This window comes from Micromonospora sp. KC207 (assembly GCF_004348615.1).
Lineage (GTDB): Bacteria > Actinomycetota > Actinomycetes > Mycobacteriales > Micromonosporaceae > Micromonospora.
Genome location: NZ_SMKJ01000157.1, coordinates 1 through 16,221 on the forward strand (window position 1 = coordinate 1; position 16,221 = coordinate 16,221).

Annotated in this window: 10 protein-coding genes; 3 read left to right on the forward strand and 7 right to left on the reverse strand. The window is 74.2% G+C overall.

Features of this window, described 5'->3' with window-relative positions:
* Positions 1-2,730, forward strand: a 2,730-nt coding sequence (locus tag E1258_RS19645; RefSeq protein ID WP_207919628.1) for a DUF3427 domain-containing protein, incomplete at its 5' end; no start/stop codon positions are given.
* A 94-nt stretch (positions 2,731-2,824) separates the two neighbouring features.
* Complete coding sequence (locus E1258_RS19650; protein ID WP_132403327.1) at positions 2,825-3,193, forward strand: VOC family protein; 369 nt, start codon at positions 2,825-2,827, stop codon at positions 3,191-3,193.
* A gap of 59 nt (positions 3,194-3,252) precedes the next feature.
* On the opposite strand, the gene yidD is transcribed toward E1258_RS19650, so the two are convergent.
* From yidD to E1258_RS19680, 6 genes are all read right to left on the reverse strand, one after another.
* Positions 3,253-3,627 carry a membrane protein insertion efficiency factor YidD gene (gene yidD / locus E1258_RS35000; RefSeq protein WP_243715566.1) on the reverse strand — a complete coding sequence of 125 codons (375 nt, stop codon included), beginning with the start codon at positions 3,625-3,627 and terminating at the stop codon, positions 3,253-3,255.
* Positions 3,628-3,672: 45 nt separating this feature from the next.
* Positions 3,673-4,824 (reverse strand): hypothetical protein, encoded by a 1,152-nt coding sequence (locus tag E1258_RS19660; RefSeq protein ID WP_132403347.1) that lies wholly within the window; start codon positions 4,822-4,824, stop codon positions 3,673-3,675.
* 255 nt (positions 4,825-5,079) lie between these two features.
* Positions 5,080-7,299 (reverse strand): bifunctional diguanylate cyclase/phosphodiesterase, encoded by a 2,220-nt coding sequence (locus E1258_RS19665; protein ID WP_243715567.1) that lies wholly within the window; start codon positions 7,297-7,299, stop codon positions 5,080-5,082.
* A 223-nt stretch (positions 7,300-7,522) separates the two neighbouring features.
* Positions 7,523-9,100, reverse strand: a complete 1,578-nt coding sequence (locus E1258_RS19670) for a hypothetical protein (RefSeq protein ID WP_243715568.1) — start codon at positions 9,098-9,100, stop codon at positions 7,523-7,525.
* Complete coding sequence (locus E1258_RS19675; protein ID WP_132403333.1) at positions 9,097-10,260, reverse strand: hypothetical protein; 1,164 nt, start codon at positions 10,258-10,260, stop codon at positions 9,097-9,099. Before E1258_RS19675 ends, E1258_RS19670 begins: the two co-directional genes overlap by 4 nt.
* A gap of 80 nt (positions 10,261-10,340) precedes the next feature.
* Positions 10,341-11,471, reverse strand: a complete 1,131-nt coding sequence (locus tag E1258_RS19680; protein ID WP_371688645.1) for a hypothetical protein — start codon at positions 11,469-11,471, stop codon at positions 10,341-10,343.
* Positions 11,472-11,603: 132 nt separating this feature from the next.
* On the opposite strand from E1258_RS19680, the gene E1258_RS19685 reads away from it, so the two are divergent.
* Entirely contained in the window at positions 11,604-14,345 is a 2,742-nt protein-coding gene (locus tag E1258_RS19685) for a sel1 repeat family protein (RefSeq protein ID WP_132403338.1), read from the forward strand.
* Here the strand turns inward: E1258_RS19685 and E1258_RS19690 are convergent.
* The coding region (locus E1258_RS19690; protein WP_132403341.1) for a lipopolysaccharide assembly protein LapB at positions 14,332-16,221 on the reverse strand (1,890 nt) is incomplete at its 5' end. The two genes, E1258_RS19685 and E1258_RS19690, sit on opposite strands and share 14 nt — an antisense overlap.

The window sequence follows — 16,221 nt, forward strand, 5'->3', positions numbered from 1 at the left end:
CAGCCCACCTTTCCGCAGCGCCCCACCACCCCGCTGTCCACCGGCGCGCTGCTGGTCAACGGCCGCAACCAGCCCCGTATCGGCCACGAGGTCACCCACGAGATGGCCTCGGCCACCCACGTCGACCTGCTCTGCGCGTTCATCAAGTGGCACGGCCTGCGCATCGTCGAACCGGCGGTCCGCGAGCTGATCGGCCGGGGCGGCACGCTGCGGGTCATCACCACCACGTATCTCGGGGCGACCGACCAACGGGCCCTCGATCGGCTCGCCGAGCTGGGCGCCGAGGTCAAGGTCTCCTACGAGACCAGGACCACCCGGCTGCACGCCAAGGCGTGGCTGTTCCGCCGGGGCAACGGCATGACCACGGCGTACGTCGGCTCGTCGAACCTGTCGAAGGCGGCGCTGGTCGACGGGGTGGAGTGGAACGTCCGCATCTCGAACGTCGAGCAGCCGCACGTCATCGACACGTTCACCGCCACGTTCGAGGACTACTGGAACGATCCGGCGTTCGAGGCGTACCAGCCGGCCCGGGACGGCGAGCGGCTGCGGCACGCGCTGAGCGGCGAGCGGTCGGAGGACGGTATCGCCGAGATCGCGAACCTGGACGTGCGGCCGTACCCGTACCAGGCGGAGATCCTGGCCGACCTGGACGCGGAACGGCAGGTGCACGGCCGGCACCGCAACCTGGTGGTGATGGCGACCGGCACCGGCAAGACGGTGGTGGCGGCACTGGACTACCGACGGCTGCACCGGGCCGGCACCGTCGACTCGCTGCTATTCGTCGCCCACCAGGAGCAGATCCTGCGACAGAGCCTGTCGACGTTCCGGCAGGCGATGGGCGACGGCAGCTTCGGTGAGCTGCTGGTCGGCGGCCGGGAACCGACGGGCTGGCGGCACGTCTTCGCCTCCATCCAGTCGCTGCACCGCCGCGAGATCGACCCCGGGGCGTACGACATGGTGATCGTCGACGAGTTCCACCACGCGGAGGCACCGACGTACGCGCGGCTGCTGGGGCGGCTGCGTCCACGCGTACTGCTGGGGCTGACGGCGACCCCCGACCGGGCCGACGGCGGCGACGTGCGGCGGTGGTTCGACGGCCGCACCGCCGTGGAGCTGCACCTGTGGGAGGCCCTGGAGCGGCAGTTGCTGGCCCCCTTCCAGTACTTCGGGGTGCACGACGACACCGACCTGTCGCACCTGCGGTGGAAGCGGGGCCAGGGCTACGACCCGGGCGAGTTGGGCGCGGTCTACACCGGAAACGACGCCCGGGCTCGGATCGTCCTCAAGAGCGTGCGGGACACAGTGGACGTGCACCGGATGCGGGCGCTCGGGTTCTGCGTGAGCATCGGGCACGCCGAGTTCATGGCGGACTGGTTCACCCGGCACGGCGTACCGTCGGCGGCGGTGACCTCCCGGGCGGACCGGTCGGCGCAGCATGGCCTGCTGCGCGACTTCAGGGCCGGCAAGCTACGGGTGCTGTTCACCGTCGATCTGTTCAACGAGGGCGTCGACCTGCCGATGGTCGACACGATCCTGATGCTGCGGCCCACCGAGAGCGCCACGATCTTCCTCCAGCAACTCGGCCGGGGCCTGCGCCTCGACGACGACAAGCCGTGCCTGACGGTGCTGGACTTCATCGGCGGGCAGCACGCCAACTTCCGCTTCGACCTGCGCTGGCGGGCCCTGACCGGGGTCAGCCGGCGGGCGGTCAGGGACGCGGTCGAGCAGGACTTCCCGTCGCTGCCGAGCGGCTGCCACGTCCAACTCGACCGGGTGGCGAAGGAGGTGGTGCTCGCCAACCTCAGGAGCGCGCTGCCCACCTCGAAGAAGGGCCTGGTCGCGGAGCTGCGGCAGCTCGGGGACGTCAGCCTGGCGGAGTTCCTGCGGGAAACTGGGTTGGAGATCGAGGACGTGTACCGGTCGGCCTCGGTCGGCGGGTGGACCGGGCTGCGGCGGCTCGCCGGCCTAGACACCTCCAGCCCCGGCCCGGACGACCGGGAGCTGGGCCGGGCCATCGGGCGGATGCTGCACCTAGACGACGTCGACCGGCTCGACCTGCTGGCCCGGGTCGCCGTCGGTGAGCGGCCGGAGCCAGGACGCCTGTGGGACATGCTGCACTTCGACCTGTGGGGGCCTCAGGTTCCGCTGGCCGCCCGCGAGGAACGGCTGGCGCGGCTGTGGGCGGAGCCGGCGCGCCGCGCCGAGCTGCGGCAGGTCGCCGCGGTGTTGCGGGAACGCATCCACCGGGTCACCGCACCCGTCGGCGCGCTGCGGGTGCACGCCCGGTACAGCCGCAACGAGGCGTGCGCAGCGTTCGGGATGCCCAACCCCGGGTCGCTGCGGGAAGGCGTGAAGTGGCTGGAATCCGAACAGGCGGACCTGTTCTTCGTCACCCTGGTCAAGTCGGAGCAGCACTACTCCCCCACCACCATGTACGCGGACCGGGCCATCACCGAGCGGCTGTTCCAGTGGGAGTCGCAGAGCACCACGTCGGCGGCGTCGGCGACCGGGCAGCGATACGTCAACCACGCGTCACTGGGGTCGACCGTGCACCTGTTCGTGCGGGAGACCCGGGTGCCGGATCGGGATCTCGGTGCGCCGGCGTACCTGTACGCCGGGCCGATGACGTACCGGCGGCACACCGGGGACCGGCCGATGCGCATCGTCTGGGAGCTGGCTTATCCGCTGCCGGCCGACCTGTACGCGGCGGCCCGCGCCATCGCGGCCTGATCGGGTGACCCCGGAAGGCTCAGGCGGCGTCGGCGTTCGGCGTTGTCGTAGGTCGTTCCTATCCTGGCGGCGCAACTACGACGAGGGAGACGTCTTGCTCGATCACCTGGGCATTCAGGCCCGTGACATTCCCGCCAGCCTCGCCTTCTACGACGCCGTTCTCGCGCCGCTGGGCGCGCGCCGGCTGATGGAGTTCGGCGACGTGGTCGGCTACGGCAGCGAGCAGCCCGACTTCTGGCTGAGCCCGGTTGACTCTTCGGGCGACGGGCGCGAGGCGCACATCGCCTTTGCCGCCCGGGATCGGGCCGCCGTGCGGGCGTTCCACGACGCGGCGGTCGCCGCCGGCGCGGAGGTGCTGCACGCTCCCCGCGTCTGGCCGGAATACCACCCGACCTACTTCGGCGCGTTCGTCCGCGACCCGGACGGCAACAACGTCGAGGCCGTCTGCCACGCCCCGGAGTAAGCGCTCGTGGACAGCTGTCGTCGCCGGGGGACGACAACCGTCCACGAAAGAAAAGGCGGTCAGCGGACCGGGTCGTGGGTGCCCCGGGGCACGTGGGGCTTGCAGCGGCGCAGCCGCTCGGCGGCCATCCGCCCGCCCACGGCCAGGCCGTGCCGCTCGACGGCGGCCAGCCCGTACGCGCTGCACGTCGGGGTGTAACGGCACTGGCCCGGCCAGCGGTGCGACAGCCACCGCCGGTAGCCGAGGATCGCGGCCCGGCCGGCCCGGTCGACGACCGGTGCCCGGGTCGCCCCGGCGGTGGCCGAGCCGAGGGCGAGCAGGAACGAGAAGAGCCCGAAGTCGCAGCAGTCCGGGCCGTCGCAGTCGCAGTCGGTGCAGGAGTCGAGGCCATGCCGCTTCTTCTTACGGTGGCGGTCCCTCTTGAGGCTGAACATGCCACTGATCATCCGACACGCACACCACCGGCCCGGCGGCGCAGATCAGGTCCAGACGGTGCGGCGGAGGCCGTCGTGGGTGGCGCAGACGTCGGCCCGGCCCCCGGTGAGGCTGAGTGTGCCGTCGCGACACTGCACCAGGTACCCCGTCCCGGCCCAGAAGTCCTGCCCACAGTCGAAGTAGTCGCACACCCGCACGTCGGGCCGCCGGATGCGGGAGCCGCCGCAGTAGTCGTACCCGAACGGGTTCGCCGGTGCGCCGCAGCGCCTGTCGCGTTCCACCACCGGCTGGGCGGTGGGCGACGCGGTGCCGTGCCGCGGCTTCGCGGTGGCCGTCGGGCCGGTCCGGGCGGTGGGGAGCACGGCCGGCACGGCGGTGGGCGCGATTGTGGCGGCGACGGCGACGTCCGAGCCGGGCCGCACCGGCGGGTCCGAATTGAACAGCGCCGCGGGCACCAGCAGCGCCACGGCGGCGGCTACCGCGACGGTACGCCGGCCGCCCGGCACGAGGGAGGTGATCCGGGCCTGGGCGGGAGTGGCGATGGCGGGGCGGAACGGCCGGAGCTGGTCGTGCGCGGCGATCAGCTCGTCGAGCTGGGCGAGCACCGCGCCCCGCTGCTCGATGGCCTCGGCGAAGGCCAGGGTGAGGGTGAACCGGAACTCCGCCGCGGCCTCGGCGGGCAGCAGCAGGCCGGAGGTGCGCCGCCGGTCGAGCACCTGGATCAGGGTGATCGGTGCCGCCGGGTCGTGGGCCAGGCCGGTCATCTTCCCGTACGCCCAGTCGCGCCGGCCGCGCCCGCAGAGCAGGACGAGCCGGCGGTCGGTGAGCACGGCGAGGCCGGCGTCGGTGACCTTGACCCCGTCGGGTCGCCGGTGGTGCAGGGCGGGCCGGTCGGGGTCGACGCTCAGGTCGGGGGCGGGGAGCACCGCGGTGTGCCGCAGCTCGACCAGTTGCGCGGCGGGCAACGCCCAGAACACCCGCTCGCCGGGATCGAGTTCCAGCGGCAGGCCGACGCCGGCCGTGGCGTGCCGGCCGAAGTCGGCCGCCGCCGCGCGCAGTCGCCGCAGTTCGTCGTCGCGCCGCAGCCAGGCCCGCTCGGCGTCGCGGTACGCCCGCTGCCGCCGTTCGTTCTGCCGGCGCGCCCACCGGTACCGCCACGTGGAGCCGGTCGACTGCCGCCACGCGGCACCGGTCAAATACCGCCAGGTGGAACCCGTCGAATCAGTCTTCGCCACGCCGACTCCTTCGTCGCGCGAGCCACCAACCGGGGTGTCACCGGGATCAACGGTGCTGACGAACCCGGCGGACCCGTCAGAGCAGGCGAATCACCCGATCGGCAGACCAACTAGCACGAAAGGAGGATGACGTCGCGTCGATTCACGTTCTCCCGCGCGCCGTGTGGGCACGTGGTCACACTGCTCGACCTGCTGTTGTGAGGCCCGGGCCGCCGGTCAGGCCCGGTTGCGCGCCGCCGGGATGAGCGCGGCGCGCAGGTCGGCCAGGGCGGCGGGGCGGCCGTACCGCCAGCCCTGGCCGTGCACGCAGCCGATCGCGGTGACCGCCTCGTGCTGCCCGTCCGTCTCCACCCCCTCGGCCACCACCGTCAGGTCGAACGCGCCGGCGAGCCGGGTCACCATCTCCACCGTGGCGTACGCGCGGGCGTCCTCGCCGAGCCGGGTCACGAACGACCGGTCGATCTTCAGCTCGGTGGCGGGGATGCGGTGCAGGTAGCTCAGCGACGAGTAGCCGGTGCCGAAGTCGTCGATGGCGATGCGGATGCCCAGCTCGCGGAGCTGGCGCAGCCGGTCCAGCACCGTGTCGCTCCCCTCGATCAGGGCCGACTCCGTCAGCTCCAGGGTGAGCGCGCGCGGGGCCAGGCCGGCGCCGGCGGTAGCCGCGGTGACGGTGGCGATCAGGTCCGGCCGGCACAGGTGGGCGGCGGCGATGTTGACCGCCACGGTGGCCTCCGGACAGTGGTCCCGCCAGGTGGCGGCGGCCCGGCATGCCTCGTGGATCACCCAGCGGTCGATCGGCAGGATGAGCCCGGTCTCCTCGGCCAGCGGCAGGAACCGCGCGGGGGTGAGCAGCCCCAGCCGGGGATGGCGCCAGCGCACCAGCGCCTCCGCGCTGCGCACCTCGCCGGTGGCCAGGTCGACGATCGGCTGGTACTCCAGGTGCAGTTGCTCCTCGTCGACGGCGCGGCGCAGGTCGGCGATCAGCTCGGCGCGGCCCACCGCCGCCTCGCGCAGCGCCGGGGTGCACGTGCGGTACGCGGACTTGCCGGCCGCCTTGGCCGCGTACATGGCGATGTCGGCGTCGCGGAGCAGGTCGGTGTGGGAGGCGTGCTGCGGGCCGTACTCGGCGATGCCGATGCTGGCCGAGGGGTGCACTCCCACCTCCTCCTCGCCCGGGGAGGGCTGCAGGGCGTCGAGCAGCCGTTCCGCCAGGTGCTCCGGGCGGACCTTCCGGTCGCCGTCGACGAGGACGGCGAACTCGTCGCCGCCGAGCCGGGCGATGCTGCCGTCGCCGGCCACGGCCCGTTCCATCCGGCCGGCGATACTGGTCAGGATGCCGTCACCGGTGACGTGCCCGAACCGGTCGTTGACCTGTTTGAAGCCGTCCAGGTCGAGCAGCAGCACGGCGACCGGGGCCTCGTCACGCAACGCCCGGCGCAGCCGGCGGGTGAAGGTGAGCCGGTTCGGCAGGCCGGTGAGCTGGTCGGTGTAGGCGAGCCGGCGCAGCCGGGCGACGAGCCACATGTTCTCGTTGGCGGCCAGCCCCTGCCGCAGCGCCAGGACGCCGAGCAGGGCCATCATGCCGACGAAGACCATGTGCGGGGTCTGCCCGGTGGGCCGGCGGGCCAGCACCACCGCCACGATCGCCCCGCCCACCGGCAGGTACGGCAGGGCCACGCGCCACCACGGCGGCAAGGGCGGTTCGGTGGCCTCCTCCCGGCCGTCCCAGGTTGGGGGCTGCGGGTAGTGGGCGGCGACGCCGATCAGCAGATAGCTCAGCGGCCAGCACACGTCGATGGGGTGGCCGGGGGCGTAGTCGCCCTGGGCGACGAGGGAGACGTACACGGCGTCGGCCACCGCCCGGGTGCCCAGGCTCGCCCCGATCACGGCCAACGGCCGCCACATCGGGCGGGTCGGGCTGGCCACCGCCACGAGGATGGTCAGCTGCATCAGGTCGAGCATCGGGTAGAGCAGCCCGAAGGTGCGCACCGGGTCCGCCAGGTCGGCCTCGGCGATGCCCCGGAACACCACCACCCAGCCGATCGGGATGAGGGCGAGCCCGACGATCACCCCGTCCAGCACGGTGCGGGCCCGACCGACGGCGCTGCGCGGCGCGGCGACGCAGCAGAGCAGCGCGGCGGTCCCGGTGCCGATACCGAGGGTGAACAGCCCGCCGACGAGCAGGCTGTGCGGCAGGGCGTCGTCGCCGAGCCGCTGCACTGTCCAGACCGTCCGGCCGAGCGCGGCGAGACCCATGGTGGCCGCGAGGAGCAGCCAGAACCGGCGCAGCGGCGCCGGGTGCCGGCGGGCGGCGCGGACACAGGCGTAGCCGGACCAACCGGCCACGGCGATCGCGCCGAGATCGCTGACCAGGGCCGCGCCGGGCAGGGCGGCGAGCACCCAGGCCAGCTCGACGAGCAGGATCGCCGCGGCCACGGCGAGCCCGACCCGACCGGGCCGGGCCGCCCCAGCGGGAGCCGCGCAGGCGTGACGTGCGTCGTGAGGCAGCACAGTGGTCGTCCGGCTCTCTCTCCTGCGCGCACCTTCCCCGGCGAGGACCGGTGATTGACGGCGAACCACGAAAGCGTAGCCAGCCGCCGGGCGGGCCGCCAGAGCCGGTGCACCGAGGACGGTGGCACGGCACGACCCGGCGGGACCGTCAGGCCCACTCCTCCGTCGGGTCGCCGTCCGGCGGAGCGGCCACGGGACCGGCGGTGACGGCCGGGCCGGCCACGGGACCGGCGGTGGCGGCCGGGCCGGCCAAGAGACCGGCGGTGGCGGCCGGCGGGCCGCCGTGCGTCCACGGGGTCTCCTCCGGCGCGGGGAACGCGCCCGCCGGCAGGAATCCGTCGGCCAGGGTGGTGAGGCAGATCCGCTCCCCCACCTCCGGCACCGTGCCCGGCGGGGCGGTCAGCCCCCGGCCCATGCCGCCGGAGAGCTCCAGCACCACCTCGGTCTTGCCGTCGGCCGCCGGGGTCAGGAAGACGACCCGCGCCTTCTGCCCCGGCCGGGCCGGCGAGTACAGCGTCGCGCCGACCGGCACCGCCACCGGCTCGGTGGTCACCACCTGGATCCGGGGGCGCAGCACCGGGCGCTTGCCGGTGTCGTCCACCCGCGCCGGGTCGGCGAGGGTCACGTCCCCGACGAACGCCTCCCCGGTCAGCCGGTGCTCGGCCATCACCAGCGGGTCGTCGTAGGCGCGCTGCACCGCGTAGGAGGCGGCGGCCCGCTCCAGCCGGTGCAGGCGCACGGCCGCCGCCACCGCGCCGTCGCGGCGCGGCTGCGGCCCCCCGCCCGCGTCGACGTGCTCCGCGTACCCGGTGAAGGCGTCCCGGTCGCCGGCCCAACGCCCCGGCACCCGCGCCCCCGGCGGCAGAGCGGCGAGCAACCCCAGGCCGCGCCAGACCAGCTCCCAGGTGGGGGCGAGCTGTCCGCGCAGCGCCCGCTCCAGCTCCGCGTACGCGGACCGCCGGGCCGCCTCGTCCCCGGCCGCGTCGGCGTACGCGGCGATGGCCGGAGCGAGCACCCGGTTGTCGAACTCGGGATCGGTGGCCGGACCGGCGGGCGGGCAGAGCGCCGGGTCCTCGGCGCGGGCCGCCGCCCGTGCCCCGGTGAGCCCCGGCGGCGGATCGATCCAGCCGAGCACCGCCGGCAGATGCAGGTCCTCCACCGCGCTCTGCCCGGTGGCCCAGTGCAGGGTCAGCGCATCGGTCAGCGCCACCAGCGCCGACGAGCCGGCGTGCTCGGCCCGTTCGGCGAAGAACGTCAGCCAGCGCCCGAGCAGCGGCACCGACGGGTGCACCGGGTACTCGCCGTCGGGCCGGCGGAACCGGGTCGAGCGGCCGAACAGTCGCAGGAACGTGATCCCGGCCGGGTTCGGCACGACGAGCTGCGGCGCGTCGACGTACCGGTGCCGCACGTCCCGGCCCCGGTCGACCGCGACCGCCTCCGTGTCGCCCCGGAACGAGTCCAGGTAGGGCAGCACGATCCCGGCCAGCTCGGCGGCGAACGCGAAGCGCTGGTCCCGGTTGCGCGGCTGCGGCACGAGCAGCAGCCGGACCGCGTCGGGGGCGTCTCCGACCAGCGCGGCGAGGGGTGCGTTCGCCTCCCCGGCCATGGCCAGCGGCACCAGCACCAGCGGCCGGGTCGACAGGTGCAGGTGCCGGACGGTGGCCACCGGCTGGGCCACCCCGGCCGCTAGCGCCTGGGCCTTCGCGAGCGCGCGCAGCGTACTCATGCGGGCTGACCGGCCAGGGCGTCGGCGCGCAGCCGGGCCGCGGCCCGCAGCAGCGCGGCCGCCTCCGCCTGCTCGGGCGTGCCGGGGTCGGACCCGCCGGCCAGCGCGAGGACCTCGGCCACCGTCGCCACCCCACCGAGCGCCTCACGCACCGGCCGGCCCAGCGCCGCCGTCTCGGCGCGGGTCTCGTGCCGGCAGAAGTACGCCAGCTCGCAGGCCGCCAGGCACTCGGGCGCGTAGCGGGCCGGCACCGACGACAGCGACCGGCGTAGCCGCGCGGGGTCGGCCGCCGGGTCGGCGGTGAAGCCGGCCGGCACCCGGGCCAGCAGGTCGTCGATGCGGGCCATCCGGTCGAGCTGGCGGCGCAGCACCAGTAGCTGCTTGCGTACGTCGACCAGGCTGGCTAGGGGCTGGTTGGCGAAGTCGCGGGGGCAGACCAGAACCACGTCCGGGGAGACCAGTTCCTCGTCGTGCCCCTCGGCGGCGAGCAGCTCCCGCAGCGCGAGCACGTAGACGGCGGACTGGATCGCGGCGGCGGCCACCTTGCCCGGGTCGGCCTGCCCGTCGATCACCGGGAACGACTTGATCTCCACGACGTGGAACCGGCCGGCGAGCCGGGCCGCGACCAGGTCCGGCTCCAGGTGCACCCGCTGGCCGGCGACGTCCAGGCCGAGCAGCGGGTGGTCGAACAGGGCGGCCGGCTCGGCTGCGCCGGTCGGCGCGGCGGCGGCGAGCGCGGCGCGGGACCGCGCGGCCCGGCCGGGCTGGCCGGACCGGTCGGGCGCGTCGGTCGCGCCGGATCGGTCGGGCGCGTCGGTCGCGCCGGATCGGTCGTCGACGCCGAGGTCCGTCCAGAGCGCCGGGCCGCCCGGGTCCACGCCGAGCCGCTCGGCGACCAGCCGCAGCAACTCGGCCCCGCCGTCGGCCTTGACCTGCGCCTCGAAGGCGTTGCCCCGGGTGATCGCGAAGCGGGACTGCCCGAACCGGGCCGGGAAACCGACCCGCTCGGCCAGCCCCGGCTTGTCCACCCCCGCGCTGTCCAGCACGGCCCGGCGCTCGCAGCCGGGGTTGCCGGTCAGCGCGGCGATCGTCCGGGCGTTGTGCCGGCGCGGTGGCACGCCGCCCCGGATCTCGGCCAGTCGCCGCGCGGTGCTCGTCACGACACGCCACGATAGGCGGTCCGCGCCGGGACGGACCAGCACGGCCACCGCGACGGCGGCGAGCGCGTCGACGGCTCGGCTCAGGCGCGGCCCGCCGGCGAAGCGTCCGGCGGGTCGTCGGCGGGCCAGACCTCCTCGATCACGGCAAGGGCGTCCACGACATCGGGGCTCTCGGCCGGCAGCACGAGCAGCAGGGCCTCCACCAGGGCCTCCCGGCCGAATCCGCCAAACCGCTCGCAGGCGCGCAGGATCGCCAGCAGGTGGCTCCTGGCGTTGACGCCGTCCCGCACGGCGCCCCGCACGTGCGGCGGCAACATCAGCACGAGTTGCTGCCGGAGCTGGCTGTCGTTGACCTCGTCGACGGCGAGCAGGGCTTCGAGAATCCGGCGTCGCCGCTCGGCGGGGATCTCCCGGGCCCCGGCGGCCGGCTGCCGTGGGGGTGAAACGCCCGGGCGGGCACCCGTCAGTTCCCCGGCCGCCGCGCCGACCGTCCCGGCCCCCACTTTCGCCGCCTCCATCAGCTCCTGCTTCAACGCGAGATAGGCCGGATGGGTCAGCGAGTCCGCCCGGATCACCTCCGAGTGGCCACCGGGCAGTACCCCGACGTAAGGAAAGAGCGCCATCGCCGATTCCGGGGGGACGATGTTGTCGCTGGAGCCGGCGTAGACGGCGAACCGGATGGGGCAGCTGGTGGCGGTGACCTCCCGCGCGTGCACGATCCGGTTCAGCACGGTTCGCTGCGCCGCCACGACGGACGCGGTCATCGGGCGAAGCTGCCGCTCCTGCGGATGGCGTAGCTGCCCCCACAGCAGGGTGCGTCGCAGCGACAGGGCGAACTCGCTGCCGGAGTTGGGGCAGGCGAACATCACCACCCGCCTGATCCGCGCCAGTTCGGCGCCCCGGCCCTCACCGAGCATCCAGGCGAGGTGCCTCTGCACGATGAGCCCACCCTGGCTGTGGGAGACCAGGACGATGCTGTCGTAGTCGGCGATCCGGGTCTGGAGAAACGTGCCGAGTTCCCCAGCCAGCGTGTCGATGTCGGGTATCCGACGCGCCGGGTTGAGGACGACGGGCGGGCTGGCGTACGAGAAGTTGAACACCTCGAAGGCCGCCGTCACCTCCGCGTCGGCGTGGAGCAGGTCATGCATGCCACGCCAGGTGTCCCCTGAGGACAGCACACCGTGGACAAACACGACCGCGGATCGCCCCACGTCTGCCTCCCTCGCCCTGGACGACCGATGATCCGACCTCCAACCGGGACAGTCAACCTGCCGGCGGCTACGGCACGGGCCGCACCGGCGCGAGCCGCGCTGACCCCCGCGGATCCCTTACCGTAGTGGATCGTGAGCGACATGTCCGAGGCAGATCAGGGGCCGGCGGACGCCCTGTCCGCGATCGTCGAGGCGCTCCTCGCGGTCGACGAGATCAACGACGCCACCGCGCGGCGGGCGATGGTCATGACCATGCCCACGGAGATCAGGTCCCGGGTCATCGACGCTCCGTCCGCCCGTGGGCACACGCTCAACTGGGTGCGGGCGTGCACCAAGTTCCTGCATGGCCGGGAGGCGCTGCGCTCCGCGCTGACCACGCATGTCGCCGAGACCGCCCTGGACGTCGCCGCGGCGTTGGACGCGGTCGACCGCTGGTGGCCCGCGCTGGTCGCACCCGCGAGGGACGGCGCCGACCCACCGCACGCGGGCATCGGCGAGTGGGACCCGATGGCTCTGGGTGTGCACCGCGTGTCGGTGCCCGAAGAACCGGGTCACGGCGGCCCGCTGCCGGCGTTGACGCCGTACGTACGCCGTCGCCACGACACCCAGCTCACGCAGATCCTTCCGCCACCGTCCAGCACGCTGGTGGTGCTGCACGGCGGCCCGGCGACCGGAAAGACCCGGGCCGCGCTGGAGGCCGTACGCGAGGTCCTGCCCGACTGGCCCGTACTGCGCCCGCTGAGCACGGCGGAGTTGCTCGACGCTGTCCGGCGACCGGCCCCCCAGCGTGGGACCGTGATCTGGCTGGACGACGCGGGCGACCTGCTCGACGCCGCCGAGGAGGTCCCCCTGGAGATGCGTCGGCTGCTGGGCCGCTCCGGCCCCGCCCCGGTGGTCGTCGTCGCCACCCTGCGCAGCGACCGCCTGCGGCAGCTCGCCGACCCGGGCCAGGCCGGCACGCGCCAGTTGCAGCTCCTGCTGAAGGCCGCGGTGCACGTGTCGGTGCCGGAGCACTTCACCGGTGCGCAGCGCCAGGAGTGGCGCGCGTACGGCCACCACGATCCGCGCCTGGCGTTCGCGGAGAGTCGAACCGGCCCGGACGGGAAGCTGGTGCAGACGCTCACGGGGGCACAGACGCTCCTCGACCGGTACGACGACCCGGAGGGTCACGCCGGTTGGCTGACGCGGGCGGTGATCGACTCCGCCGTCGAGGCGCGGCGGCTGGGCCACAGCGAGCCGCTCGCCGAGGAGCTGCTGGCGCGACTCACGGATGCCCACCTCACCGCCGCCGGGCACCCCAACGCGACGCCGGAGGGCCTCAGCGAGGCGTTGGCGTCCGCCACCCGGGAGGTACACGGTGTCGCCCCGCTGCTGAGCCAGGGCGGGGTGGGCAGCCGCCGGTACCTCCCGCACGGCGTCCTGGAGCAGCACGTGCAGGCCCGGCGGCGGGGCACGCTGGTGCCGCCCGCGGTGTGGGAGGCGCTCGCGGCGCACGAGGCGGGTGTCGACGACACGCTGCGGCTGGCGCGGGCGGCCACCGCCCGCGGGCTCCACCAGTACGCCGTCCGGTTCGCCTCGTCCGCCGCCAACCGGGGCCACCTCCCCGCCGCCCGCCTGCTCGCCACGTTGCTGGAACGGTCGGGAGACCCGCAAGCCGCTGGGCGCCTGTTGCGCGAGTGCGCTGCCCGAAACGACGCGGTGGGCACCCGGATGCTGGCGGAATGGTACGACCGGCAGGGCGCGTCCGACGAGGCCGAGCAGAGCTGGCGCAGGGCCGCCGAGCTGGGCGACCCACCGGCCTGGCGGGAACTCGCGGCCCATCTCGAACGGACGGGACGCGGCGACGAGATCGTGGACGTGTGGCGTCGGGCCCTGCCCACCGGCGATTCCGAGGCCCGGCTGCGTCTCGTGGAGCACCTGGCCTCTGATCCCTGCGCTGCGGCGGAGGTCCGTAGCCTGCTGGAGGCCGGCGCCGCAGCCGGTGACCTGCTCGCCCTCGCCCACCTCGTCCGGCTCGTCGACGACTCCGGCGCCGCGACCACGGGCGAGGACGAGGGCACCCGGAGGCTCCGCGCGGCGGCCCGCAACGGCGTACGCGGGGCGCGGCCCCTGCTCGTGCGCCGGCTGGCGGCGGCCGGTCAGCTCGCGAGCGCCATCGAGGAGTGCCGGCCGTTGGTGACGGTGCAGCACGAGGAGTACGGCACCTGGCTCGCCCGCCTGCTCGACGAGGCGGGCCGGGGCGACGAGGCCGAACGCTGCCTGCGGGACGGGGCGCAGGCGGGATCGGGACCCGCCCTCGAACGGCTGGTGTCGCGCCTCGACCGCGCCGGCCGCCACCCGGAGGCCGACGCCCTGCTCCGTACCGCCGTCGACCAGGGGCGGGACGGAGCGCTCATCAGACTCACCGACCGGTGGAAGCGCGCCGGCCGGCACGAGGAGGTGGCCGTCCTGCTCCGGCAGGCAGCCGAACAGGACAACCCGGAGGCGATGCGGCTGCTGGCCGAGGCCTCACCCGGCGAGGCGGAACGGTGGCTCGGCCGGGCGGCGGAGGCCGGGGATCCGCAGGCGCTGCGGGAGTTGGTCAGACGGTTCGACCTCGCGGGCCGCGCCGACGAGAGCCGGGACTGGCTGGCCAACCTCGCCCGCCGGGGCGACCGCTACGCGGTGCGCGAGACGATCAGACGGGCGCCGACGCCGGAGGAGGCGGAACGGTGGCTCCGGTACGCCGTGGAGATCGGCGTACCGGACTCGCTCGACGAACTCGCCGAGCGGCTCGCCGGGCAGGGCCGGGAGGCGGAGTCGGACCGGCTGCGCCGCCTCGGCATCGACTGCGGCGGGGCGACCGCCGAGCGCTTCGACCTCACCGCATCGTGAGCAGGTAACGACTGGCGCTGAGCAGCTCGTCGTCCAGGCGGTCCAGCACCTCGGAGTGGTCACGCGCGTTCTTGATCAGCTCTTCGTCGCCGATCCCCGTCGGCTCCGGCCCGACGAGGACGGTGTGCACGGTCGACAGCCACCAGGACGTCAACGCGGCAGCCGGCGACCCCGTGGGGGCGGGCTGGGATCTCGACATGGCGACCAGATCCCGCATCTCCCGGGTCATTTCGTGCCGGAACTGCGCCAGCGGCGCGCCGTCCACCACCACGGCGCTAGCTCGCAGCCGCTGCACGGCGGGCACGTGCCGCAGCTCCGGGATCGAGCGGCTGGCCGCCTCCCAGGGCCGCACGACCGAATCGACCACCTGGGCCCCGAACGGCGCGCCTTCCTCCTGGGTCAGCTCCAGCAACGCCAGGCGGCCTTGCATCGCGACGAACTCGGGGCGAAGCGCCAGATAGGGCGGCAGGGCGCCGAACGTCTGCTGCACCTCGGCCGTGCTGCCGAGGGCCAGCAGCATCTCCAGTTTCGCGTACCAGGCCTCGGCGTCGCCGTTGTCCGCCAGCAGGAGTCGATCCACGACGGCGAGCAGCGCCTCCAGTTGTTCGCGCTGGCCCTCGTTGGTTCTGGCGAGTGCCCGCCGAACCTGCGAGCGCAGCGACACGTCGGGGGGCGGCGGCAGCGGCGACTCGTCCAGAGCCTCCGGCAGCGGCGCGGGTTCGGCGTCCGGCTGCGCCGCGCCGGGCGGTTCGGCCGCGGCCTCCCCCGGCCCGACCGGCTGCCCGTCGACGCCGGCGGCGGTGCCGGGCGGCAGCACATCGGGATCGGCCGGTACGTCCGTCCCCTCCTGCGTGGCGGGCGCTTCTGGCGGCCTGGTGGCTTTCGCACGCTCGGCGAGCTTGAGCACCTCCGTCAGGCCGCTGCGCAACATCGCATTGTCCGGAAACCGCACCAACGACTGCCGGTACACCTCCTCCGCCTCACCGAACCGACCGGCCGCCTTCAACACCTCCGCCAAACCGCCACGCACCAGCGCGTCGTCCGGAAAGCGCACCACACATTCCCGGTACATCTCCTCCGCCTCACCGATTCGACCGGCCGCCCGCAACACGTCCGCCAACCCACCATGCGCCACCGCATTGTCCGGAAACCGCGCCACGGACTCCCGGTACACCTCCTCCGCCTCACCGAACCGACCGGCCGCCTTCAACACGTCCGCCAAACCGCTACGCACCACCGCGTTGTCCGGGAAACGCACCAACGACTCCCGGTACGCCTCCTCCGCCTCACCGATTCGACCGGCCGCCCGCAACACGTCCGCCAACCCACCATGCACCACCGCATTGTCAGGAAAGCGCACCACGCAATCCCGGTACACCTTCTCCGCCTCACCGAACCGACCGGCCGCCTTCAACACGTCCGCCAACCCACCATGCACCACCACGTTGTCCGGGAAACGCACCAACGACTCCCGGTACACCTCCTCCGCCTCGGTGAATCGGCCGGCCGCCTTCAACGCCTCCGCCAGGCTGTTGCGCACCACCACGTTGTCGGGGAAGCGGTCGAGGGCGTCGTAGCCGAGCACCACGCTCTCCTCCCGCCGGCCGAGGGCGGACCAGCCGCGCATGGCCGCCGTCCACGTCCAGGCGCTCACCGGATCGATCCGCCGCGCCTCCTCGGCCCAGTTGGCGGCCAGGCTCAGGCGGGTGCCGGCCTCGACGAGCAGCTTGCTGAACCGGCAGAGCGACAGGACGAGGTGGTACGGATGGCCGGACAGCCGCGCGTACTCGCGCTGCTCGTCGAGGAGCGCCTTCATGCCGGCGAGGGCGGCGGCCCGGTCGGTGCCGAACTGCTCGGCCAGCTGCGTGGCCCGGCC

Bases quoted from the DNA above. Each gene is read 5' to 3' on its own strand.
- E1258_RS19670 (WP_243715568.1), bottom strand. From the start codon at position 9,100: ATGAGTACGCTGCGCGCGCTCGCGAAGGCCCAGGCGCTAGCGGCCGGG.
- yidD (WP_243715566.1), bottom strand. From the start codon at position 3,627: ATGTTCAGCCTCAAGAGGGACCGCCACCGTAAGAAGAAGCGGCATGGC.